Source organism: Cellulomonas sp. JH27-2 (assembly GCF_014837175.1).
In the GTDB taxonomy this organism is placed as follows: Bacteria; Actinomycetota; Actinomycetes; order Actinomycetales; family Cellulomonadaceae; genus Cellulomonas.
In genome coordinates, this window is sequence record NZ_JACYFR010000001.1 from 978,772 (window position 1) to 1,001,515 (window position 22,744).

Consider the following 22,744-nt stretch of genomic DNA (forward strand, 5'->3'; position numbering starts at 1 on the left):
ACGTGCCGGTTCGGGCGCAGACCACGCGAGTAAGTACAGTGGCCCGTATGTCCAGTCCGGCCCGACCCCTGCCTTCGCGGGGTGTCCCGGCGCCTCCGGGCGGGCACGCGCTGCACATCGACCCCCGCGTGATGGCCCCTCGGCCCACCCCGGTGGTCCTGCCGGTCGTCGACGAGACCAGCGCCGGCGGCCTCGTCGTCCGCCAGCGCGAGGGCACCTTCCACGCCGCGGTCATCGCGCGCCGCAACCGCGCGGGACGCCTCGAGTGGTGCCTGCCCAAGGGGCACCTCGAGGGCACGGAGACGCCTGAGGAGGCCGCCGTCCGCGAGATCGCGGAGGAGACGGGCATCCAGGGCCGCGTGCTGCGCCGGCTCGGCGTCATCGACTACTGGTTCAGCGGCACCGATCGGCGCGTGCACAAGGTGGTGCACCACTTCCTGCTCGGCGCCACCGGCGGGATCATCTCCGTCGAGGGCGACCCCGACGGCGAGGCGGAGGACGCCGCGTGGGTTCCGGTCGCCGAGCTGCCGCAGCGCCTGGCGTACCCCAACGAACGACGACTCGCCGAGGCCGCCCTCGTGGTGCTCGTCGGCGAGGCATGAGCGGGCGCCTGGCACAGCGGGCCGTGAGTGCGACGCTCGCCCTGCTCGCCGCCGTGGTCGCGGTGCCGGTGGGTCTGGCCGGGCAGGCGTCTGCGGCCGTCGACGAGACGACGCTGCCGGTCCGCGTCGAAATCACCGCCGTCAGCCCCACGGTCCTGCGCCCGGGCGAGGACCTCACGGTCCGGGCGACGCTGCACAACGACGGCACCACCGAGCTCGAGCACGTGGCCGCCGACGTCCGCATCAACGCGTTCCGCGTGGGCACCCGCGACGCCGTCGCCGAGTGGGCCGGCCGCGGTGCGGACGACGCCGCGGGTGACGTCGAGGCCACGACGACCGTCGACGACCCCCTCGCCCCCGGCGACGCGGTCGCCGTCGAGCTCACGGTGCCGGCGGCCAAGATCCCCCTCTACAACCTTCCCGGCGTGTGGGGCCCGCGCGGCCTGGCGGTCGAGGCCACGGACTCGGGTCGGCGGGTGGGCCTGGAACGCAGCTTCGTGCTCTGGTACCCGGAGGAGTCCGTCACGCCCGTCCCGGTCTCGGTGCTGCTGCCGTTCGCGGGACCGGCCGACGACCCGTCGTCGACCACCGCGGACACCGAGCTCGACGCCCAGACGGCACCGACGGGCGCACTCGGCCAGATGCTCGCCGCGGCGCAGGCGGACAACGACGTCGGCCTGGTCGTCGACCCGTCCCTCGTCACGCGTGCCCGCGCCGGCGACGAGCAGTCGCAGACGTGGGCGAACCAGCTCACGGCCGCGGTGAACGCCCACGACACCTTCACGCTCCCCTGGGCGGACCCCGACGTCGCCGCCCTCGGCCACGCGGACCACGCCGACCTGCTGAAGGTCGCCGTCGACGCGTCCCGGACCTCGGACGCGATCGGCACCGGGCGCCCGACGATCGTCTGGTCCGCCGCCGACCAGACGCTCGACCAGGCGACCGCGGGCGCCGCCGCCGCGGCGCGGGTCTCGGCCGTGGTCGCGCGCACCCCGGCCGCCGGCGCCGCGTCGTCGGTCACGCACTCCACGGTCAGCACCGACGACGGCGAGCTCGACCGGTTCACCCCCGACGGGACGCTGTCCTCGATGCTCGTCGACCCGACGGCCGTCGAACCGGGTGCGACGAGCGCGACCATCACGCAGCGTGCGCTCGCCGAGCTGGCCGTGATCGCACGCGAGGACGAGGACGACCCGCAGCCCGTGCTCCTGGCGCCGGGCCGCGACGAGGTCGCCGATCCCCAGGCCGTCCGGACGCTCATGGCGGCCTTCCGGTCGGCGCCCTGGGCCCGCGTGGACGACGTGTCGACGCTCCTGATCGGTTCGGCGTCGGACGCCAAGGCACTGCCGGAGGACCAGACCGACGACTCCGAGGTCAGCCCCGCAGCCGTGACGGCCCTCGCCGACGCCCGGCAGCACGCGATCGACTTCTCCGCCGTCACCCCGCAGCCCGACGCGCTGCTGGAGGGCGTGGACGACGAGACGCTCGCGCCGCTGTCGATCGCCTGGCGCTCCGACGCCGCCGGACGCGCGCAGGTCGTCGAGAGGTCGGTCGGGTCCATCACGGCCCGCACGGTCGGCCTCACGGTGGCGCCGCTGTCGACCGTCAACGTCCTGGGCGCGACGGGCACGATCCGTCCCGTCGTCCGCAACGACCTGGACGTGCCCGCGACGGTGCAGCTCGTCATCACACCGCGCAAGGCGTGCCTGCAGGTGCTGCCCATCGACCCGATCACGATCGACGCGAACTCGAGCGACTCCGTGCTGGTGGACCTGCGCGCCACCGCCAACTGCGAGGTCGCCATCACCGCCTACCTGGAGTCGACCGACGGGGCTCGCGTCTCACCGGTCCGCGCCTTCGACGCCCGGGTCGCGCCGACCATCGAGAGCGTCGGCACGTACGTCGTGGCAGGCCTGCTCGCGATCGGTCTGATCCTGGGCATCGTGCGCACCGTCCGGCGCGGTCAGAGCGCCCGCCGCGGTGCCCGGACCGAGGCCGAGACGGGCCCGGCACCATCGCTGCCCGTGCTGGGTGGGACGCCCGACGAGGACGCCGGGCCGTGAGCGAGCCCACCGGGGGGGTGCGCCGCGGCGTGGCCCTGATGGCGTCCGGCACCGGCGCGTCGCGTGTGCTGGGCCTGCTGCGTCAGATGGTCCTGGCCAGCGCCATCGGTGCGACCGGGCAGGCAGCCGACGCGTTCTCGGTGGCGAACAAGCTGCCGAACATCCTGTACATGCTGCTCGCGGGCGGCGTCCTCAACGCCGTGCTCGTGCCGCAGGTGGTGCAGGCCTACCGACGCAAGGCCGGGCAGGAGTACGTCGACCGTCTCCTGACCTTCGGCTTCGCGGTGCTGGCCGGCGCGACCCTGCTCCTGACGATGTGCGCCCCGCTGCTCGTCCACCTCTATGCCTCCAAGGGGTTCACCGGCGCGCAGCGCGACCTCGCGACCGCGTTCGCGTTCTGGTGCATCCCGCAGATGTTCTTCTACGGGATGTACGCCCTGCTCGGACAGGTGCTGAACGCGCGCAACTCGTTCGGGCCGTTCATGTGGGCGCCCGTCGTCAACAACGTCGTCTCGATCGCGGGCTTCGGGGCGTTCATCGCGATGTTCGGCACCGCGAAGGCGGGTCCGGACGGCATCGAGGTCGCGGCCAACTGGACCACGGGTCAGACGACGCTGCTCGCCGGCTCGGCGACGCTCGGCGTCATCGCCCAGGCCGTGGTCCTCATCCCGGCCCTACGGGCGTCGGGGGTCCACTACCGGGTGCGCTGGGGGCTGCGCGGCTCAGGGCTCGGGCGGGCCGGCAAGGTGGCGAGCTGGACGCTCGTCGGGCTGGCGATCGGCCAGCTCGGGTACATCGTCGTGTCCCAGGTCAACGCGGCCGCGCCCAAGTCGGCCGGGGGTGGCACCGTCGCCGGCCCCGCCGCCTACGACTGGGCCTTCCTCATCTTCATGCTCCCGCACTCGCTGGTGACGGTGTCGCTGGCGACCGCGCTGTTCACCCGCCTGTCCGGACAGGCGCACGAGAAGGACGTCGACGGCGTCCGGTCGACCCTGTCCGGCGGCCTGCGCGTCGTCGGGCTCTTCACCATGGTCGCGACGGCGGTCGTCGCGGTGCTGGCGGTGCCGATCACGCAGATCCTGCTGTGGACCTCGACAGACGCGCAGGTGCGCGCCGTCTCCCCGGTCGTCGTCGCGATGATCGTCGGGCTGCCCGCCTTCGGGGCGTGGTCGATGTGCCAGCGCGTGTTCTACGCGTACGAGGACGCTCGCGGCATGATCCCGATCCAGCTGGCCATGGCCGGGGTCGTCGTCGGCGGGTCGCTCCTCGGACTCGTGGTGCTGCCGCCGCGGCTGTGGGTGGCCGGTGGCGGGCTCTCGATGAGCGTGTCGTACCTCGTCGGCGCGGTCATGGCGCTGTGGTTGCTGCGTCGGCGCCTGCGGTCGGTCGACGGGCCGCGTGTCGCACGCGTGCACGTGCAGGCGGCCGCGGCCGCACTGGTCACGGCCGGCGTGGGTGCGCTGGTCCTGGTGCTGCTGCGACACCTGCTCCCGGCGGGGCACATCGCGTCCATCCTCGAGTGCGCCGTCGTCGGGACCGTCATGGGCCTGGCGTACGTCGCGCTGCTGCGGCTCATGCGTGTCGCCGAGCTCGACGCGCTCCTGGGCCCTCTGGTCGCGAAGCTGGGCGGTCGCGCGTCTAGGCTGGTCACCGGGACGAGGGCCCCGCAGGGTCCGCCGAGCGACGAAGTGGGAGCTGACGTGAGCGAGGTCGTCGAGCGTGGCACCGTGCTCTCCGGGCGGTACCGCGTGGTCGACGAGGCCACGTCCGACCTTCCCGGCGCCACGTCGTGGCACGCGACCGACCAGATCCTGGACCGACCGGTCCGCGTGCAGGTGCTGTCGTCCGGCCACATCTCGGCCGCGCTCGACGGCGCACGCCGCGCGGCGCTCGTCACCGACGCCCGCCTGGTGCGCGTGCTCGACGTCGGCACGCACGAGGGTCACGGCTACGTGGTGTCCGAGCAGGTCGCCGGCCCGTCGCTGGCCGACCTGCTCAGCCGCGGCACGCTGACCGCGGACCAGGCGCGGGCCATCGTCGGCGAGGCCGCCGCCGCGCTCGAGGTCGCCCGCCGCCGTGGCGTCCACCATCTCGCGCTGCGACCCTCGGTCGTCCACGTGACCGACGACGGCCGCATCGTCGTCAGCGGGCTCGGGCTCGACGCCGGGCTGCTGGGCGTCGTCTCCCGCGACGCGCACCTGACCACGCGCGCGGACACCGTCGGCCTGGTCCGCCTGCTGTACGCCGCGCTGACCGGTCACTGGGTCGCGGACGCGGGCGTACCGGACCTCGCGGTGGACCTGCCCGCGGCGCCCGACGAGGACGGCGTGCCCGTCGCGCCCGCCGACCTCGTCGACGGCGTGCCCGGCGACCTCGACACGCTGTGCGCCGTGACGCTCGGGCGCAACGACGACGGCCCGCACAGCCCCGGTGAGCTGGTGCGCGAGCTCGAGCCGTGGGGTGCGATCCGCGCCGTCCAGGTCCCGACGGGCTCGATCCCCGTGGTGCCGACGGCCATCAGCGCCGCCGCGATCGCCGCCGACGACGAGGCCGACGCGGCGCTGAGCCCGCCGGACGACGACTTCGAGCCCGACGACATGGAGGACACCGCCCCCATCGCGGTGACCCGCGAGTCCATCCGCACGACGTTCGAGAACCAGCCGCCCCCCGCGGGCGTGAACCGTCCCGGCACGCCGCCGCCTGCCGCACCCACCCGGACCAGCGCGTTCGGTGCCGCGGGCGCCCTGGGGGCCGCGGCCGGCCCACGCACCTGGGACTCCGCGCCGCCGCCTCCCGAGCGCACCACCGCGCAGGTCTTCCCCCCGGCTGCACCCGCCGAGCCCGGCCCCGCCGTGACCGCGGAGGCCACCGCACCGCCCGCGACCGGCGGGTTCGACTTCGACCGCATCGTCGAGGAGCAGGAGTACGAGACAGCCGGGGAGCGCCGGTTCAACCCCACAGCGCTCGTGCTCGTCCTGGTCGGCATCGCGGTCGTCATCGGCGTCGTGCTCGCGTTCAAGGCGCTGTTCGCCTCGCTCGACACAGGGACGCCGGCAGCCGCACCGTCCTCGTCGAGCGCGGCCGCGACCAGCCCGCCGCCCAGCGACACGCCGTCCGAGGAGCCGTCGACCGAGCCCAGCACCCCCGCCGACGAAGGGCCGCCGCCCGTCATCGCGTCCGCGACGACCGTGGACCCGTCGGACGACGACGGTGAGCACCAGGAAGCCGTCGACCGCGCATTCGACGGCGACGAGTCGACGTACTGGTACACGATGACCTACAAGCGGGCCGACTTCGCCGGGTTCAAGAACGGCGTCGGCTACGTCATGACGCTCGAGGAGCCCACCACCGTCAGCAAGGTGACGCTGCACACCAACGGGTCCGGCGGGAAGGTCGAGATCCGCGACACCGACAAGAGCGACCCGAGCGGCGGCAAGCTGCTCGCGTCGGGCTCGTTCGACTCCGACGTCACGTTCACGCTCGACCCGGCGACGAGGACGGACCACCTGACGCTGTGGATCACCGAGCTGCCGACCGCGGCGGACGGGTCCTTCCGTCTCGAGCTGGCGGAGATCGAGCTGTCCTGAGCGGTGATCGCGCGGAACGCGCAGGAACAGATCCCGCCTAGGATCGGTTGACTGCGACAGCACCAACCACCGACTTGCAAGGACCTTCCGTGAACCAGCAGGACACTGTGCGCGACCTCGTGATCGTCGGCTCCGGGCCCGCCGGTTACACCGCGGCGATCTACGCCGCGCGTGCCGGGCTCGCGCCCCTGATCGTCGCCGGGTCCGTGACCGCCGGTGGTGCGCTCATGAACACCACCGAGGTCGAGAACTTCCCCGGCTTCCCCGACGGCATCCAGGGCCCTGAGCTCATGGAGAACCTGCAGAAGCAGGCCGAGCGATTCGGCGCCGAGGTGCTGTGGGACGACGCGGTCCGCCTCGACCTCGACGGACCGGTCAAGACCATCGAGGTTTCCGGCGGCGAGACGTTCCAGGCGCGTGCCGTGATCATCTCGACCGGGTCGGCGTACCGGGAGCTGGGTCTCGACGACGAGAAGCGCCTGTCGGGTCGTGGCGTGTCGTGGTGCGCGACGTGCGACGGGTTCTTCTTCCGGGACCAGGAGATCATCGTGGTCGGTGGCGGCGACTCGGCCGTCGAGGAGGCCACGTTCCTGACCCGGTTCGGCAAGCGCGTCACGATGGTCCACCGTCGCGACCAGCTGCGGGCGTCGAAGATCATGGCCGACCGCGCCGCCAACGACCCGAAGATCGAGTTCGCGTGGAACTCCGAGGTCGTCGGGATCCACGGCGACGAGAAGGTCACCGGCGTGACGCTGCGCGACACCGTCACCGGCGAGGAGCGTGAGCACCCCGCCACGGGCGTGTTCGTCGCGATCGGCCACGTCCCGCGCACCGAGCTCCTGGTGGGCCAGCTCGACCTCGACGACAGCGGCTACGTGTCCGTCGTCGGCCGCTCCACCCACACCAACCTCACCGGCGTCTTCGCCTGCGGCGACGTCGTGGACCACACGTACCGCCAGGCGATCACGGCCGCCGGGTCGGGCTGTGCGGCCGCGCTCGACGCGCAGCACTACCTGGCCGGGCTCGGCGACGCCGTCGACCCCGTCCCGCCCACCGAGGCACCCGGTTTCCCTGAGGAGGCATGATGCTGGACGTCACCGACGATTCCTTCGACGCCGAGGTGCTCGGCTCCGACATCCCCGTGGTCGTCGACTTCTGGGCTCCCTGGTGCGGTCCGTGCCGCATGGTCGCGCCCGTCCTCGAGGAGCTGTCCAAGACCTACGAGGGCCGCGTCAAGATCGTCAAGGTGAACGCCGACGAGAACCCGCGCCTGACCGGTGACTACGGCGTGGTCTCCATCCCGACGCTCAACATCTACGCGGGCGGCGAGCTCGTCCAGTCGACGATCGGGGCGCGCCCCAAGGCCGCCATCGCGGAGCAGATCGAGGGCGTTCTCGCCACGGCGTGACCCCTCGCACCGCGCAGGCGGGCACGCGTGCGACACTGCTCGGATGATCGAGCGCATCGTGCCCGCCGGCGAGACGGCGGGTCAGAACCCCACGTCCACCGCCGCTGCCGGCACCCGCCTCGACCCGTGGCTCGGCTCCTACGCCGCCCGCACGCACGGCATGCGTGCCTCCGAGATCCGCGCACTGTTCGCCGTCGCGAACCGGCCCGAGGTCGTCTCGCTGGCCGGCGGTATGCCGTACCTCGACGGGCTGCCGCTGGACATCCTGTCCGACGTGGCCGCGCGTGTGGTCGCCACCCGCGGCGCCCAGGCCCTGCAGTACGGCTCCGGCCAGGGCGACGTCACCTTGCGTGAGCAGATCCTCGACGTCGTCCGGCTCGAGGGCATCGACGCCCACCCCGACGACGTCGTCGTCACCACCGGTTCGCAGCAGGCGTTGGACCTGGTCACACGCATCTTCATCGACCCGGGCGACGTCGTCGTCGCGGAGGCTCCGTCCTACGTCGGGGCGCTCGGAGTCTTCCGGGCCTACGAGGCGGAGGTCGTGCACGTCCCCATCGACGAGCACGGACTGGTCCCCGAGCTCCTCGAGTCCACCCTCGCCGACCTCGCCCGCGCCGGTCGTCGGGTCAAGTTCCTGTACACCGTCCCGAACTTCCACAACCCCGCCGGCGTGAGCATCTCGCTCGAGCGTCGCCCGCGGATCGTCGAGATCGCGCGCCGGTTCGGCGTCCTGGTCCTCGAGGACAACCCGTACGGCCTGCTCGGGTTCTCGGGCGAGCCGACGCCCGCGCTCCGGTCGATCGACGACGAGGGCGTGCTGTACCTCGGCTCCTTCTCCAAGACGTTCGCCCCCGGGTACCGCGTCGGCTGGGTCATCGCGCCCCACGCCGTGCGCGAGAAGCTGGTGCTCGCCTCCGAGTCCGCCATCCTCTGCCCGGCCAACGCGTCGCAGATCGCCATCTCCACCTACCTGTCGACGTGCGACTGGCAGGGGCAGATCAAGTCCTTCCGCGAGCTGTACCGCGAACGGCGCGACGCGATGGTGGGCGCCCTGGCCGAGCACCTTCCCGACGCGTCGTGGAACGTGCCCGACGGCGGCTTCTACGTCTGGGTCCGTCTCCCCGAAGGGCTCGACGCGAAGGACATGCTGCCGCGCGCCGTCACCGCCCGCGTCGCCTACGTCCCCGGCACGGCCTTCTACTACGACGGTGGCGGCGCCGACCACATGCGCCTGTCGTTCTGCTTCCCGACGCCCGAGCGCATCCGCGAGGGCGTGCGCCGGCTCGCTACCGTCGTCGCGGGAGAGCGAGAGCTCGTCGAGCTGTTCGGGACGACGTCCGCCGACCCCACGCGCGTCGTCGACGCGCCGGGCCCTGATCTGCACTGACCTTCCCTGACATGCACTGCGTTGCTGTGACCAGCACCGATGTGCGCTGACGCGGCTGCCGGCCGCCCGTCACCTGGAGTCAAGACACCGTGAGCTCTGCCTCGTCCACCCCTGCGGCTGACGCGTCAGCCGCGCGAGTTCCCAGCGTCGTCATCCTGGCCGGCGGGCTGTCGCACGAGCGCGACGTCTCGCTGCGCTCGGGCCGGCGCGTGGCGGACGCGCTGCGCTCGGTCGGCGTCGACGTCGCGGTGCTCGACCTCGACGCCGACCTGGTCCCGGCGCTGCGGGATCTCCACCCGGACCTCGTCTGGCCGCTGCTCCACGGCGCGTCCGGAGAGGACGGCTCTGTCCAGGACATGATCCAGCTGCTCGGCTACCCGATCCTCGGGACGGGTCCGCGCGCCAGCCGGGTCGCATGGAGCAAGCCGATCGCCAAGCGGGTCGTCGCGCAGGCCGGGCTCGCGACGCCGGACTTCGTGACTCTTCCCCAGTCGCTCTTCCGTGAGCTCGGCGCCAGCCGCGTGCTCGACGCGGTGGTCTCCCGCCTGGGCCTGCCCCTGGTGGTGAAGCCCGCGAGCGGCGGGTCGGCCCTGGGCGTCAGTCTCGTGACGTCCGCCGACGACCTGCCCCGGGCCATGGTCGACTGCTTCGCCTACGGCGACACCGCCCTCATCGAGCACGCGGTCCTCGGCACCGAGCTCGCGGTCTCGGTGGTCGACACCGGGTCGGGTCCGACCGCACTCCCCGTCGTCGAGATCGTGACCGACGGCGCGTACGACTTCGATGCCCGTTACAACCCCGGCCGCACCGAGTACTTCACTCCCGCCCGACTGGATCCGTCGGTCGCGGCATCCGTCGCGGCAGCCGGCGTCGCGGCACACGTCGCCCTCGGTCTCGAACGTCTGTCGCGCACGGACCTGATCCTGACCGACGACGGGGTGGTGCACTTCCTCGAGGTCAACATCGCCCCCGGGATGACCGAGACCTCGCTCTTTCCACAGGCCGTCGGGGCGTCCGGCCACAATCTCGGAGACTTGTACCGATCCCTCGTAGCGGCTTCCCTGAGCGTCTGAACTGGCACTCGGGACGCGTTCCAGCCGTCCTTTTCGCCCTGAATTCGGCCGATTCCGCGGTCGAGCCGCCGATTGTCGGTCTCGGCCGCGCGAGCCGGTCCCATCCGGCGTCGGCGTCACCCGCGGCCACGGGGCTCGGCCGCGGGTGACGAACGATCAGTTCTTGAGCAGGCCCGGGTCCTCCGGAGCGAGGCTGCCAAGGATGCGGTTGAGGTCCTGCACCGACGCGAACTCGACCGTGAGGCGGCCTCGTGACTTGCCGAGGCTGACCTTCACGCGCGTCTCGAACCGGTCGGACAGCCGCGACGCGAGGTCGTCGAGAGCCTCGTTCCGAATCCCCGCGCGCGGTGCGGCCCGCTTGCGCGGCGCGTCGTCGGCGCCGAGCGCGACGATCTCCTCGACCGCGCGAACCGAGAGTCCCTCCGCGACGATGCGCTGCGCGAGCCGCTCGATCGCCGCACCGTCGCTGAGCCCGAGCAGTGCGCGAGCATGCCCGGCACTGAGCACGCCGGCGGCGACTCGCCGCTGAACCAGTGGCGGCAGCTTCAGCAGGCGGAGGGTGTTCGAGATCTGCGGGCGCGACCGGCTGATGCGCGTCGCGAGCTGATCGTGCGTGCAGCCGAAGTCGTCCAGCAGCTGCTGGTAGGCGGCTGCCTCCTCGAGCGGGTTGAGCTGAGACCGGTGCAGGTTCTCCAGCAGAGCGTCCCGCAGCAGGTCGTTGTCACCCGTCTCCCTGATGATCGCGGGGATCGTCGTCAGGCCGGCTTCCTGAGTCGCCCGCCACCGACGCTCGCCCATGATCAGCTCGTAGCCGTCCGACACCTGGCGCACGACGACCGGCTGGAGGACGCCGATCTCCTTGATCGAGCCGACCAGCTCGGCCAGCGCGTCCTCGTCGAACACGGTCCGCGGCTGGCGCGGATTGGGCCGGATGTCCCCGACCGGCAGCTCCGCGAAGCGTGCTCCCGGAACGGGGACCAGCCCGTCGTCCGACAACACATCGGCCGACGGAGCGGTGCTCCCGCCGAGGCTGGCCCCGGCACCGTTCTCAGCCGCGGCACCCGAAGGAGCCGTGGCGTCCGGGCTCGCTACGTCGGCGGAGCTCGGTGCTCCACCTGCTGGCGTTCCGTTCGTCGTGGGCGGACTCTCGTTCTCCGCGTCCACACCAGGATCGGCGCTGATCGCACCGTCCGCGAGGGCGGTCGAAGTCGCGCCGTTGGACGTACCGCCCGCCACACCCTCCCCGGACGCGGACGGTGCCACCGGAGCTACGGCCGCCGGCGATGCGGCCGTCGGCGCATCCGCTGCAGATGCCGCAGCGCCCGCGTCCGATGCCGCCGCACGCGGCTTCCCGAAGAAGAGGTCGGCGGGACGCTCGCCCGTCGTCGGACGCTGCTCCCCCTCGGCGCTCGTCGGGATCAGCGCACCGAGCCCACGGCCCAGCCCACGCCGCTTCTCGCTCATCGTTCCTCCTGGGCGTTCACGTTCGTTTCGTCGTTGACCTGCGTGTTCGTCGCGCCGCGCTCCGCGACCTCGCGAGCTGCCTCGAGGTACGCGAGCGCCCCCGATGAGCCGGGGTCGTACGTCATCACCGTCTGGCCGTAGCTCGGAGCCTCGGAGATGCGGACCGATCGCGGCACAGTGGTGCGCAGGGTCTTGTCGGGGAAGTGGGTACGCACCTCCTCGGCCACCTGCTGCGCCAAGTTCGTCCGGGCGTCGTACATCGTGAGCAGGATGGTCGAGACGTGCAACTCTCGGTTGAGGTGTGCCTGGATGAGCTCGATGGTCTTGAGGAGCTGGCTCAGGCCCTCGAGCGCGTAGTACTCGCACTGGATCGGGATGAGCACCTCGCGGCCCACCACGAAGGCGTTGACCGTCAGCAGCCCGAGGCTCGGCGGGCAGTCGACGAAGACGTAGTCGAGTGGCTCCATCCCCTCGGCCGCGCGATGCTCGAAGTATGCGTCGAGCGCGACCCGTAGGCGCGTCTCACGGGCGACCATCGACACGAGCTCGATCTCGGCGCCCGAGAGGTCGATCGTGGCCGGGACGCACCACAGCGTCTCGATGTCGGGGCAGACCTGGACCGCCTCCGCCATCGGCTGCCCTTCCACGAGCACCTCATAGATCGACGGAGTGCCGGCACGGTGGTCGACACCGATGGCCGTCGATGCGTTCCCCTGGGGGTCGTTGTCGATGACCAGGACGTTGAGACCCGACTGCGCGAGCGCCGCGGCAAGGTTCACCGTCGTGGTGGTCTTGCCGACTCCGCCCTTCTGGTTCGCCACCGTGATGACCCGGGTCGCGTCAGGCTTCGGGAACCTTCGCCCGCGGAGCTCGATGCGGCGCCGGGCGTCTCGCTGGAGCTCCGCCATGAGCGGAGTGTCGTCACTGGCGGACGGGAGGCTCTCGACGAGCGCAGCGCGCCGGCGCTCGTCGGGGTCAAGATCGGTCACGGGTGCTCTGGCTCCGTCGGAGGATGGGTTCCCGGCGCTCGCCGGTTCGTCGGTGCTCACTGTTTCACGTGAAACGTGGCGCGCCGAATCCCCTCCCCCGTCCGGCGTATCACTGTGCGCGATGCCACTGGGGGCCTGCGTTGCGGCATCGGACGATCCGCCATGATGGTGCGTCGTTTCACGTGAAACAGGAACCTCGAGCCTCTCGGTGGCATCACTCGCAGTCAGAGACCCGCGCCGATGCGCGTCGGCGGTTGGCGCTCCGCCGTTCGGTGGTGTCGTTTCACGTGAAACGGGCTCCGCCGCGCCTGCGACCACGCCGTGACGCCTCGGCATGCCGGTCGTCGGCGTTGGACCACCGACGACGGACCTGTCAGCTGGTGCCGCTTCGCGGGAACCGCCAGCACCTGCTCGCACGTCGCCGTCCGCTGTTGAGTCTCCGGGGGCCCTCGAGTCTGTGTCCGCAGCCTCGCGTCTGTCAGAAGGCCCGGCCGTGTCGGCCGACGAGTCGATGTCGGCCTGCGCGCCCGCGTCGGACGCCAGATCTCCACCGGCCTGCGTTTCAGCTGAGAAGGAGCTTCCAGCCATGTCGCCAGCGTGCACCGCTGTTTCACGTGAAACAGGGCCCGCCGGCGTGACGCCGACATGCATCTCCGTTTCACGTGAAACGCCACCGGCCTCGGCCGGATCGATCTCCCCACCGACATGTGGGACGGACTCCGAGCTCCCGGGTGTGCCAACTGCTCTCGCGGACTCGGGTGCCCCGCCGGGTGACTCAGCAGCGGAAGTGACTGAGACTCCAACACCCGCCGACTCGCCCAGGCCCTGGCCCTGGCGCCCGAAGTACCGAGGCTCGGGCATCGGACCGGCGCCAGCGCCCTCGACAATCTGCCCGCCACTGCCATGGTCCTTCGCGGCCCCGGAACCACCGGCTGCAGGCGCGGCCATGGCGTCCGGGGAAGAAGCTCCAGTCGCGGCACTCGTCGTGCCGTTCGTCGCCCAGCTCGAAGGGGCCACGCGGTCCTCTGTGGGCAGGGCTTGGGTGGCGGCCCGTGTGGAGCCCTCGGCGTTCTCGGTGTTCTCGGAGTGCGTGCTCTGCTGGTTGTCCTTCTTCTTCCTACCGAACACGCGCGACACCGTCCCTCGTGGCACGCACAACTCGAGTTGGTTCAACGCCAGCGAGCGATGCCGCGAGCGCGACCGAGGCTGGCGAAAATCCGGACCGCGCTCCAACCTTCACCGCCGCATCAACCTCCTCCTGTGCTCGCTCCCCCTTGAGCGCGACCAGGTCACCGCCCACACGGAGGAGTGGCCCGCTCCAGCGGTAGAGCTTGTCCATCGATGCCACCGCACGCGATGTGACCACGTCCGCAACGACCTCCCCCTCAACGTCCTGCGCACGGCCGCGAAGCACCGTGACATTGGCGAGCGAGAGCTCAGCAGCCACCTCCGTCAGCCAGGTCGTGCGACGCTCCATCGGCTCCAACAGAACCACCTCGGCACGAGGGCGCATCGCAGCCACGACGATGCCCGGGAGTCCGGCGCCGCTCCCGAGATCGATGATCCGTCCGTCGTCGGGAAGGAACTGCACCGCCGCGGCTGAGTTCAGGAGGTGACGGGCCCATAGCCGTTCTACCTCACGAGGTCCGATCAAGCCCCGGAGCACGCCTTCGCGCATCAGCAAGGTACGAAAGCCGTCCACCGCCTGCCAGGCTTCGCCGAAGTACTCGGGCAGTCGATCATCGCCGTCGAGTGGGTCGTGTTCCACTGCGGCGTCGTCGCGCGCATCCGTCATTGAGGCCTCCTTGTTTCACGTGAAACAGAGTCTGCGTCGAGCCCTGCACCACACGCATTGGGGACCCAATCAAGGACGAGACGCCCTACCGTATCGCGATCCTCTGACGCAGGAAGTCCCCCTTCCACACCGCTGGCCTTTGAGCAGGTGACCCCGCCCGAGCCCGGTTCCTCACCCGGTTACCTGGCGGCCCACGACCACGCCGAGGTCGATACAGGACCGCCGCGGACTCCATACAGCACCGGGGCAGAGATCACCTCTGGCTACCCCGGTGCCCGGACGACCCACGGCTGGGATAGCTCGCGCGGGTCGACGCCGGCCAGCCAGGAAGCGCCGGCCGAGGCCGGTCACGAGCGGGGCGCCGTCCAGAACGCCGTACCAGCAGCGGGCATGTGCGTGTGCCTACCCTCGCCCGCAACTTCTGTTCCCCGAGTTCGCCGCTCCCGTTTCACGAGAGACCTGGTCGCGTGAGGCCGCCTTCGGCGGCTGTGGCATCGGGGCGTGGGGCTCCGGGCGACGGCTCGGCCTCGGGCTCGAGCTCGGGCTCGGCCTCGGGCTCGGGCTCGAGCTCGAGCTCGGCCTCGGCCTCGGGCTCGGGCTCGGGCTCGGGCTCGGGGCATCCTCGGATCGGAGAGCTGGCGAGTTCACGAACGTATGGCCACCACGTCAGCACCGTGTGTACGCACCTCACGGCGCACCCATGAGCGCACCTTGGCCACTGCCCCCTAGCGACACCCGACGCGGGCACGCAGACCTGGACCTCCACCCCGCTCGTCCGCGCAGCCCCGACGCACTCAACTGCCGAGCGATCCGGACCACGCCCCGACTACTCCCCCTTTGCGTTGACGCATCGCGTGCCGTACCCGCGCACCTCGACGCCCGGTGACGTCCCGTCCCCGCGGGAGCAGAGGAGACAAAGGCGTCGCGGCGAAGCACAGCAGCGAAACGGAGCGGGAGCAGCGCAGCGGAGAAAGGAGCAGCGCAGGAGGTAGATGGTTGACGACGGCCGCCGCCACCCGCAGCCGCCGGACAGGCGCCTGCGCCTTCCCCTCACACGCGCGACGTCGTCGGTTGGTGCCCGCTATACCGCCTATGCGGGGCGCACCCGGCCCGGCCCGTGGCAGGGCGTCGGTGGCCCATTCCGGTGAAGTGCCGACTGAGTTGCGGGCGAAGCCGCACGCCGCAGCCGACCCATCGTCGTGGACGCTGGGACCAGTCCGCCTCAGCTACGGTCGCTGGGACCAGTCCGCCTCGGCAGGTCGGCCCCCAGGACCCGACCTGGCTGACAGCGACCGGCTCTTGTCTCTCTGATCAACTACCGCGGGCAAGTCGGGATCACATCGTGGTGGCGGGTTGGCTCGGCAACGTTTCACGTGAAACGTCGCCGACACCCGCGACGGATCCAACCGTGCGTACACCTATCCATGCCGTAGACCGATGGGGGCCACCCTGGAGCGTCGCGGTGCGAAGGACTCATAGCGTCGACCGCCGGATCCCGCGCCGTCCCTCACCCCACCACCCGACACCACCTACCGACACCACGACAGGAGCGGGCCGGTTTCACGTGAAACGACGTACACCCCCGCGAAGACCGCGCCGTGGCGTGCACCATCCCGCCGCCCGCACCAAAGGCCGAGACCTGCCCGCAGCCACGCCCCATGCAACCCCACACGTTGCCTGCGCAAAGCCTCGCGCCGGGCGCACCAGCCCTGTTTCACGTGGAACGACGCCCACCGCGATAGCCGCAACGTTGCCCTGAACCGCAGCATCTAGGGGCCCGCGCCCGCGGCCGAGGCCTGCTCACAGCCGTGCCCGGCGTCTCGGCACGTTGCAGGCCCGTGCGCCGACCAGCCGTGTTGACCCGAGCGAGGCACGCCAAGTCCCCAGCGACGACGAAGGGCGACCCGACGGAGTCGGATCGCCCTTCGTGGTGGTTCAAACGCGCAGTGTCAGGCTGGTCGGATCACCACGCGCCGGTGGGGCTCGACGCCATCGGAGTCGCTGACGAGCCCGGCCGCGGCCACGGCGTCGTGCACGACCTTGCGCTCGAAGGGGTTCATCGGTGCGAGAGCGACGGAGGCGCCACCCTCCCGGACGCGACCGATGGCCTCCTCCGCCACGGTCACCAGCTCCGCCCGGCGACGCGCGCGGTAGCCGTCGACATCGAGCATGAGCCGGCTGCGTTCCCCCGTCTTCGCCTGAACGGCCAGACGGGTCAGCTCTTGGAGGGCGTCGACCACGACGCCGTCGCGGCCAGCCAGCTTGCGCAGCGACGTGTCGGCCTCGTCCTCGGAGACGATCTCCACCGCGGCGCGTCCGTGGTCGATGTCGATGTCGATGTCACCGTCCAGGTCGGCGATGTCGAGCAGCTCCTCGAGATAGTCGGCGGCGATCTCGCCCTCCTCCTCGAGGCGTGAGGTGGCGGGCGCGACGGCCGCGTCAGGTGCAGGTGACGTCATGACTTCTCCGATCAGCGGGCGTGAGCCGAGCTACTTCTTCGGCTTTGGCTTGGGCGAGGGGGAACCACCGGGCTTCTTCGCGGACGGCGGCGTAGCGGGCTTCTTCTTGGCAGGAGGTGCAGAGGGCTTCTCGTCGAGCGCGGTGGCGGAGTCATCCGCGGACGCCGTATCAGCATCCGAGGCGGGCGCCGCCGCCGAGGACGGCGACCCGGGCTCGGCGAGCGGCCGCCCCTTGGCACGGTCCTTGCGCTTGGGCTGGACCCGCTGACCGCGGGGTCGTTCGTCGATCGCGACGGTCGACGTCTCCTCCGCGAGGGCACCGCCGTGATGCGCGGCCTTGCGTGCCTTGCGCTCGAGCAGCGCCTTCTCGGCCTGCGAACCGGGTGCCGGCATGCGCCTGATCGTGTAGAACTGCTGACCCATCGACCACAGGTTGGTGGTGGTCCAGTAGATGAGGACGCCGATCGGGAAGTTGACGCCCGAGAAGGCGAAGATCAGCGGCAGGACGTAGAGCAGGACCTTCTGCTGCTGCGCCATCGGGCCCTCGAGCGCCGACGGCGGCATGTTCTTCATCGTGAGCTGGCGCTGCGTCGTGAAGGTGGTCAAGCACATCGCAACGATCAGGACCGCGCTGACGATCTTGACGTGGATGTTGCCCTCGGCGTGCATGAACGAGTCGGACAGCTTCGCGCCGAAGATGCTCGCGTTCTCCGCCGAGTGGGCGAGCTCCTGCGTGAGCGGTCCGATGTGGTCCTTGTCGCCGCGGTACGTGCCGTCGGCGATCTGCGGGAGCGAGTTCAGCACCCGGAACAGCGCGAAGAAGATGGGCGACTGCAGCAGGATCGGCAGGCAGGACGCGAACGGGTTGGTCCCGTGCTTGCGGTAGAGCGCCATGGTCTCGCGGCTCATCGCCTCGCGGGACGCGGGGTCGGTCTTCCCCTTGTACTTCTTCTGGATCGCCTTCATCTCGGGCGCCAGCAGCTGCATTCCGCGTGACGCCTTGATCTGCTTGAAGAACAGCGGGATCAGCGCGATGCGGATCACGATCACGAGGCCGACGATCGACAGCGTCCAGGCCGCACCGCCGTCCGGGTCCAGGCCAATGCCCGTCCAGACCTTGTGCCACATGACCATGATCCAGGCGACGACGACCATGATCGGGTGAAGCAGGCTATCGAACCAGCCCATGAGCAGAGCTCCTCATTCGGGGTGTCAGTGCGTGGGCTGAGCCACTACGTGATGGTGGTGGTGCGCGCTACGCGCTGGAGGAACGTCGTCGACGCCGCCCAGGTTCCACGGGTTGCACCGCAGCAGACGCCACACGGCGAGCCACGTCCCGTAGAGCGCGCCGTGTCGCCGGACGGCGATCACGGCGTACTGGGAGCAGGACGGGTAGAACTTGCACGTCGGCGGCGTCAGCGGCGAGATGAAGCGCTGGTAGCCGCGGAGCACCAGGAGCAGGAACAGTGCCGGCAGACGAAGGATGGTGTGGACGACGGGACGCACGGCGCTACCGCCCTGCCCGCTCGAGCCGGCGCCGCGCGGTGGCCAACGCCCCGTCGAGGTCCGTGGCCAGCGCCGCGTACTCGGCCTGCGACGCCGCAGGCAGTGCGCGGACCACGACCGAGGACGACGACGGCAACGACGTCAGCCGCTCGTGCACCAAGGCACGCAGGCGACGCTTGACGAGATTCCTGGTCACAGCGTTGCCCACCCCCTTGGACACGACGAAACCGACCACCGGGCCAGGCCCGGGGTCGGTCCGTTGCGTCAGGTGCACCACCACCGTGTCCCGTCCGCCACGCGCACCACGGCGCACCGCCTGCTCGAAATCGGCAGAACGGCGCATCCGGTGCGCGGGGGGCAGCACCGAGGCTGGTGTCAGGCCGACAGCTCCGCGCGGCCCTTACGGCGACGCGCGGCGAGGATCGCGCGACCCGCGCGGGTGCGCATGCGCAGACGGAAGCCGTGCGTCTTGGCGCGACGCCGGTTGTTCGGCTGGAACGTGCGCTTGCTCACGAGGATCTCCTACAGATCAATACGGATGACGCGCGTCTGCGCGACCAGGTCTGGCTGCCGATCTCGGCGACTCCATGAGCACGTCGTGAGGACGTGTGGCGTCTGGGCGCGCCGGAAGGAGCCATCGGAAGGCTTGCCAACGGTACGCCGTCGACCTGACAGGGTCAAATGCCGAGCCGCGGGACACTACGCGAACCGGCGTCGGGATGCCGGGCGCGACACGCCACGAAGTGCCCGGCCGTGGCAGACCTCACCCGGTCGGGGCGATGTCAGCGCCCCGCACGCCCGGTTAGCATCGTCCACGTCGCTCGTCCGTCCACACCTGTGGAACGTAGAACGCCGTCGCGCATCGAGGGAGTGCCACAGAACCCCTCCCCGCCCCGCATGCTCGTCGGTCACGTGCGCACCGGATGCACCACTCACATGTGTGGACAACTATGTGGACAACCGAACGCGTGCGAAACTCGTCGCTCCGTGCGATCAAGACAACCGAGGGTAGGACGTGCCGCAGGACGAAGAGCTCACCCGGGTCTGGGGTCACGTCGTGTCGACGCTCGAGGAGAGCCCCGACATCACTCCCCGCCAGCTCGCGTTCGTGCGCCTGGCCAAGCCCCTCGGTCTCCTGGACGGCACGTTGCTGCTTGCCGTCGGCAACGACCTGACGAAGGACTACCTCGAGTCGCGCGTGCGGCAGGAGGTCAGCGACGCCCTGGGTGACGCCCTCGGTCGCGAGGCCAGGTTCGCGATCACGGTCGACCCTGATCTGGCCGACGACGCTCCCCCGGCGCTCCGGGTCGTCCCTGCTGCCAACCCGCCGGCCGCCGTTCCGCCCCCTACGGACGAGCAGGCCGACACCGCCGCGCTGCAGCCCGAGCCGGCGCGACCGCTGGCCGACCAGGGCTCGCCGATGCCCGTCTCGCGCCGCCCGAACGCCGAGCCGGCGCGCCTGAACCCCAAGTACCTGTTCGAGACGTTCGTCATCGGCTCGTCCAACCGGTTCGCGCACGCGGCCGCCGTCGCTGTGGCCGAGGCACCCGCCAAGGCCTACAACCCGCTGTTCATCTACGGCGACTCCGGGCTGGGCAAGACTCACCTGCTCCACGCGATCGGTCACTACGCGCAGAACCTCTACCCGAGCGTCCGCGTGCGGTACGTGAACTCCGAGGAGTTCACCAACGACTTCATCAACTCGATCTCCGAGGGCAAGGCCGGCGCGTTCCAGCGCCGCTACCGCGAGGTCGACGTGCTCCTCATCGACGACATCCAGTTCCTGCAGGGCAAGGAACAGACGATGGAGGAGTTCTTCCACACGTTCAACACGCTGCACAACTCCAACAAGCAGGTCGTGATCACCTCCGACCTGCCCCCCAAGCAGCTCAACGGCTTCGAGGACCGCATGCGGTCCCGGTTCGAGTGGGGTCTGATCACCGACGTCCAGCCGCCGGACCTCGAGACGCGCATCGCGATCCTGCGCAAGAAGGCCGTCAGCGAGCGGCTCGAGGCGCCGCCGGACGTGCTGGAGTACATCGCGTCCAAGATCTCCACGAACATCCGTGAGCTCGAGGGTGCGCTGATCCGTGTGACGGCGTTCGCGAACCTCAACCGCCAGCAGGTCGACCTGTCGTTGGCCGAGATCGTGCTCAAGGACCTCATCACCGACGACCAGACCGCAGAGATCACCGCGACGCAGATCATCGGTCAGACGGCTGCATACTTCGGCCTCTCGATCGACGACCTGTGCGGCTCCAGCCGCTCGCGCGTGCTCGTCACGGCGCGTCAGATCGCGATGTACCTGTGCCGTGAGCTCACCGACCTCTCGCTCCCCAAGATCGGTCAGGCGTTCGGCGGTCGCGACCACACGACCGTCATGCACGCCAACCGCAAGATCCGCGAGCTGATGGCCGAGAGGCGCTCGATCTACAACCAGGTCACCGAGCTGACCAACCGGATCAAGCAGCAGAGCCGGGGCTGACACCCTCCATCCCCAGGTTTTTCCACAACGGCGTGTTCGGACCTGGGGATCATGTGAATCACTTCACTCTTTCGGCGGAAGGCTCCGCGAGCGGCCCGCTGACCTGCGAGAACGCCAGAAACCCGACATCTCGCCCGTACGCATGACCGTGCGACCACCGATTTGTCCCACGTTGTCAATCTGGACGGGCGTCCTTCATCCCCAGGCTGAAGGATCCATGGGACGAATGTTCACATGTGTGCACAGCCCTGTGGATGACGGTGGATGACGGGTCCGAGCGTGTGGACGAACGACAGCTCTGCAGTGGACGGTGGATGACGGTGCCATGCCCGTCCACGGCCATCCACCGAAAGGGACCAAAACGTTTCACCCCGGGTCCACAGTGGAATCTGCACCTGACCAGCGTTGATGCCACGCTTCCACAGAATCCACACCACCGATGACGACGACGACACTTCTCTGCTGGGTGGATCCACACACCGGCGTTGGGCCCGGCCACGGCGCCGACTCACGGTCCACCGGGACGGAGGCCCCGACCACAAGGATTCGTCCGTCCGCCTGTACCGACGTGTCACACCACTCGCGTAAGGTTCGGCTGACGCCTGCCGTCGACATTTGTGTCATTCGATGCGCCCGTGCGCCTGAGCACACGACGAGCATCGCCGGACGAGTGTGGCGAGCAGGACGACGTCAGCAGGAGCCTGCTCCGAACAGCGAGGCAGGCCGTCGCACGGCAGAAGTGCACGACGAGAGGTGAGTCGATGAGGTTCCGGGTCGAACGTGACGTGCTCGCCGATGCGGTCACGTGGACAGCCCGCAGCCTGCCGACCAGGCCCCCGGTGCCCGTCCTCGCCGGTGTGCGCATCGAGGCAGACAGCACGGGGTCGATCCAGCTCTCGAGCTTCGACTACGAGGTGTCCGCGCGGTCGCAGATCCCGGCGGACGTGAGCGAGCCCGGAACGGTCCTGGTCTCGGGTCGTCTGCTGGCCGAGATCTCGCGAGCGCTCCCTGCCAAGCCGGTCGACGTCGTCCTCGAGGGCACCAAGGTGGTCGTCACCTGCGGTGCGAGCCGCTTCACGCTCCTGACGATGCCGGTCGAGGACTACCCGAACCTGCCGGCGATGCCCCCGGTGAGCGGGACGGTCGACGGTGAGGAGCTCACGCACGCCGTCGCGCAGGTCTCGGTCGCCGCGAGCCGCGACGACACGCTGCCACTGCTCACGGGCGTGCGTGTCGAGATCGAAGGCGAGAAGGTCACGCTCCTGGCGACCGACCGCTACCGCCTCGCGCTGCGCGAGCTGACGTGGAAGCCGGCCGCGCCGGACATCTCGACCGTCGCGCTGGTCCGCGCCCGCACCCTCTCGGACGCCGCCAAGTCGCTCGGTGGGGCCGGTGACGTCACGGTCGCCCTGTCGACGGGCGGCGGCGTCGACCTCATCGGCTTCGAGGCCGCGGGGCGGCACACCACGAGCCTGCTCGTCGACGGTGACTACCCGGCGGTGCGCCGCCTGTTCCCCGACGAGACCCCCATCCACGCGGTCGTCGGGACGCAGCAGCTGGCCGACGCGGCGAAGCGCGTCGCGCTGGTCGCCGAGCGCAACACCCCGATCCGGCTGTCGTTCTCCGAGGGTCAGGTCGTCCTCGACGCGGGTCAGGGCGACGACGCGCAGGCGTCCGAGGCGCTCGAGGCGACGCTGGTCGGCGAGGAGATCTCGGTCGCGTTCAACCCACAGTTCCTGCTCGACGGTCTGGGTGCGCTCGACACTCCCTTCGTGCGGTTGTCGTTCACGCACCCCAACAAGCCGGTGGAGTTCACGGGTCAGGGCTCGCTCGAGGGCGACGACGACCAGAACTACCGCTACCTGCTGGTCCCGATCCGCTTCGCGAGCTGATCGCACCGCTCGTCCGCGCGTGCGCGCCAGC

At 70.5% G+C, this 22,744-nt stretch carries 17 protein-coding genes; 9 read left to right on the plus strand and 8 right to left on the minus strand.

Going from position 1 to position 22,744, the window contains the following annotated elements:
• Positions 1-47 precede the first annotated feature (47 nt).
• From IC607_RS04640 to IC607_RS04670, 7 genes are all read left to right on the plus strand, one after another.
• Positions 48-602 (plus strand): NUDIX hydrolase, encoded by a 555-nt coding sequence (locus IC607_RS04640; protein WP_191785782.1) that lies wholly within the window; start codon positions 48-50, stop codon positions 600-602.
• Entirely contained in the window at positions 599-2,665 is a 2,067-nt protein-coding gene (locus IC607_RS04645; protein WP_191785783.1) for a DUF6049 family protein, read from the plus strand. Before IC607_RS04640 ends, IC607_RS04645 begins: the two co-directional genes overlap by 4 nt.
• Positions 2,662-6,252, plus strand: coding sequence for a murein biosynthesis integral membrane protein MurJ (murJ, locus tag IC607_RS17290; protein ID WP_370526005.1), 3,591 nt, complete (start codon positions 2,662-2,664; stop codon positions 6,250-6,252). Before IC607_RS04645 ends, murJ begins: the two co-directional genes overlap by 4 nt.
• Positions 6,253-6,341: 89 nt before the next feature.
• Positions 6,342-7,337, plus strand: coding sequence for a thioredoxin-disulfide reductase (trxB, locus tag IC607_RS04655; RefSeq protein WP_191785784.1), 996 nt, complete (start codon positions 6,342-6,344; stop codon positions 7,335-7,337).
• Positions 7,337-7,660 (plus strand): thioredoxin, encoded by a 324-nt coding sequence (gene trxA, locus IC607_RS04660; protein WP_191785785.1) that lies wholly within the window; start codon positions 7,337-7,339, stop codon positions 7,658-7,660. Before trxB ends, trxA begins: the two co-directional genes overlap by 1 nt.
• Positions 7,661-7,703: 43 nt before the next feature.
• Positions 7,704-9,050: a PLP-dependent aminotransferase family protein gene (locus IC607_RS04665; protein WP_191785786.1), complete on the plus strand. Its 1,347-nt coding sequence runs from the start codon at positions 7,704-7,706 to the stop codon at positions 9,048-9,050.
• Positions 9,051-9,139: 89 nt separating this feature from the next.
• Entirely contained in the window at positions 9,140-10,123 is a 984-nt protein-coding gene (locus IC607_RS04670) for a D-alanine--D-alanine ligase (RefSeq protein ID WP_191785787.1), read from the plus strand.
• 156 nt (positions 10,124-10,279) lie between these two features.
• Here the strand turns inward: IC607_RS04670 and IC607_RS04675 are convergent, their stop codons facing one another.
• The 8 genes from IC607_RS04675 to rpmH form a co-directional block, all read right to left on the minus strand.
• Complete coding sequence (locus tag IC607_RS04675; protein WP_191785788.1) at positions 10,280-11,587, minus strand: ParB/RepB/Spo0J family partition protein; 1,308 nt, start codon at positions 11,585-11,587, stop codon at positions 10,280-10,282.
• Positions 11,584-12,894 carry a ParA family protein gene (locus tag IC607_RS04680; RefSeq protein ID WP_370526006.1) on the minus strand — a complete coding sequence of 437 codons (1,311 nt, stop codon included), beginning with the start codon at positions 12,892-12,894 and terminating at the stop codon, positions 11,584-11,586. The genes IC607_RS04675 and IC607_RS04680 overlap by 4 nt, the downstream gene beginning before the upstream one ends.
• 799 nt (positions 12,895-13,693) lie before the next feature.
• Complete coding sequence (gene rsmG / locus IC607_RS04685) at positions 13,694-14,371, minus strand: 16S rRNA (guanine(527)-N(7))-methyltransferase RsmG (protein ID WP_191785789.1); 678 nt, start codon at positions 14,369-14,371, stop codon at positions 13,694-13,696.
• Positions 14,372-16,320: 1,949 nt separating this feature from the next.
• A complete protein-coding gene (locus tag IC607_RS04690; RefSeq protein WP_191785790.1) occupies positions 16,321-16,830 on the minus strand; it encodes a R3H domain-containing nucleic acid-binding protein in 510 nt (169 codons plus the stop codon).
• A 30-nt stretch (positions 16,831-16,860) separates the two neighbouring features.
• A complete protein-coding gene (gene yidC / locus IC607_RS04695; protein ID WP_191785791.1) occupies positions 16,861-18,018 on the minus strand; it encodes a membrane protein insertase YidC in 1,158 nt (385 codons plus the stop codon).
• A 24-nt stretch (positions 18,019-18,042) separates the two neighbouring features.
• Positions 18,043-18,336 carry a membrane protein insertion efficiency factor YidD gene (gene yidD / locus IC607_RS04700; RefSeq protein ID WP_191785792.1) on the minus strand — a complete coding sequence of 98 codons (294 nt, stop codon included), beginning with the start codon at positions 18,334-18,336 and terminating at the stop codon, positions 18,043-18,045.
• Between the two features lie 4 nt (positions 18,337-18,340).
• Positions 18,341-18,700 (minus strand): ribonuclease P protein component, encoded by a 360-nt coding sequence (gene rnpA, locus IC607_RS04705; RefSeq protein WP_191785793.1) that lies wholly within the window; start codon positions 18,698-18,700, stop codon positions 18,341-18,343.
• Between the two features lie 11 nt (positions 18,701-18,711).
• A complete protein-coding gene (rpmH, locus tag IC607_RS04710) occupies positions 18,712-18,849 on the minus strand; it encodes a 50S ribosomal protein L34 (RefSeq protein ID WP_010849920.1) in 138 nt (45 codons plus the stop codon).
• A gap of 502 nt (positions 18,850-19,351) precedes the next feature.
• Here rpmH and dnaA point away from each other — a divergent pair.
• Both dnaA and dnaN read left to right on the plus strand, forming a co-directional pair.
• Positions 19,352-20,821 (plus strand): chromosomal replication initiator protein DnaA, encoded by a 1,470-nt coding sequence (gene dnaA, locus IC607_RS04715; RefSeq protein WP_191785794.1) that lies wholly within the window; start codon positions 19,352-19,354, stop codon positions 20,819-20,821.
• A gap of 761 nt (positions 20,822-21,582) precedes the next feature.
• Positions 21,583-22,713 (plus strand): DNA polymerase III subunit beta, encoded by a 1,131-nt coding sequence (gene dnaN / locus IC607_RS04720; protein WP_191785795.1) that lies wholly within the window; start codon positions 21,583-21,585, stop codon positions 22,711-22,713.
• The last annotated feature ends 31 nt before the right edge of the window (positions 22,714-22,744 follow it).

Coding starts and splice junctions, on each gene's coding strand:
- IC607_RS04640 (WP_191785782.1), top strand. CDS start 48: ATGTCCAGTCCGGCCCGACCCCTGCCTTCGCGGGGTGTCCCGGCGCCT.
- IC607_RS04645 (WP_191785783.1), top strand. CDS start 599: ATGAGCGGGCGCCTGGCACAGCGGGCCGTGAGTGCGACGCTCGCCCTG.
- trxA (WP_191785785.1), top strand. CDS start 7,337: ATGCTGGACGTCACCGACGATTCCTTCGACGCCGAGGTGCTCGGCTCC.
- IC607_RS04665 (WP_191785786.1), top strand. CDS start 7,704: ATGATCGAGCGCATCGTGCCCGCCGGCGAGACGGCGGGTCAGAACCCC.
- IC607_RS04675 (WP_191785788.1), bottom strand. CDS start 11,587: ATGAGCGAGAAGCGGCGTGGGCTGGGCCGTGGGCTCGGTGCGCTGATC.
- rsmG (WP_191785789.1), bottom strand. CDS start 14,371: ATGACGGATGCGCGCGACGACGCCGCAGTGGAACACGACCCACTCGAC.
- IC607_RS04690 (WP_191785790.1), bottom strand. CDS start 16,830: ATGACGTCACCTGCACCTGACGCGGCCGTCGCGCCCGCCACCTCACGC.
- yidC (WP_191785791.1), bottom strand. CDS start 18,018: ATGGGCTGGTTCGATAGCCTGCTTCACCCGATCATGGTCGTCGTCGCC.
- dnaN (WP_191785795.1), top strand. CDS start 21,583: ATGAGGTTCCGGGTCGAACGTGACGTGCTCGCCGATGCGGTCACGTGG.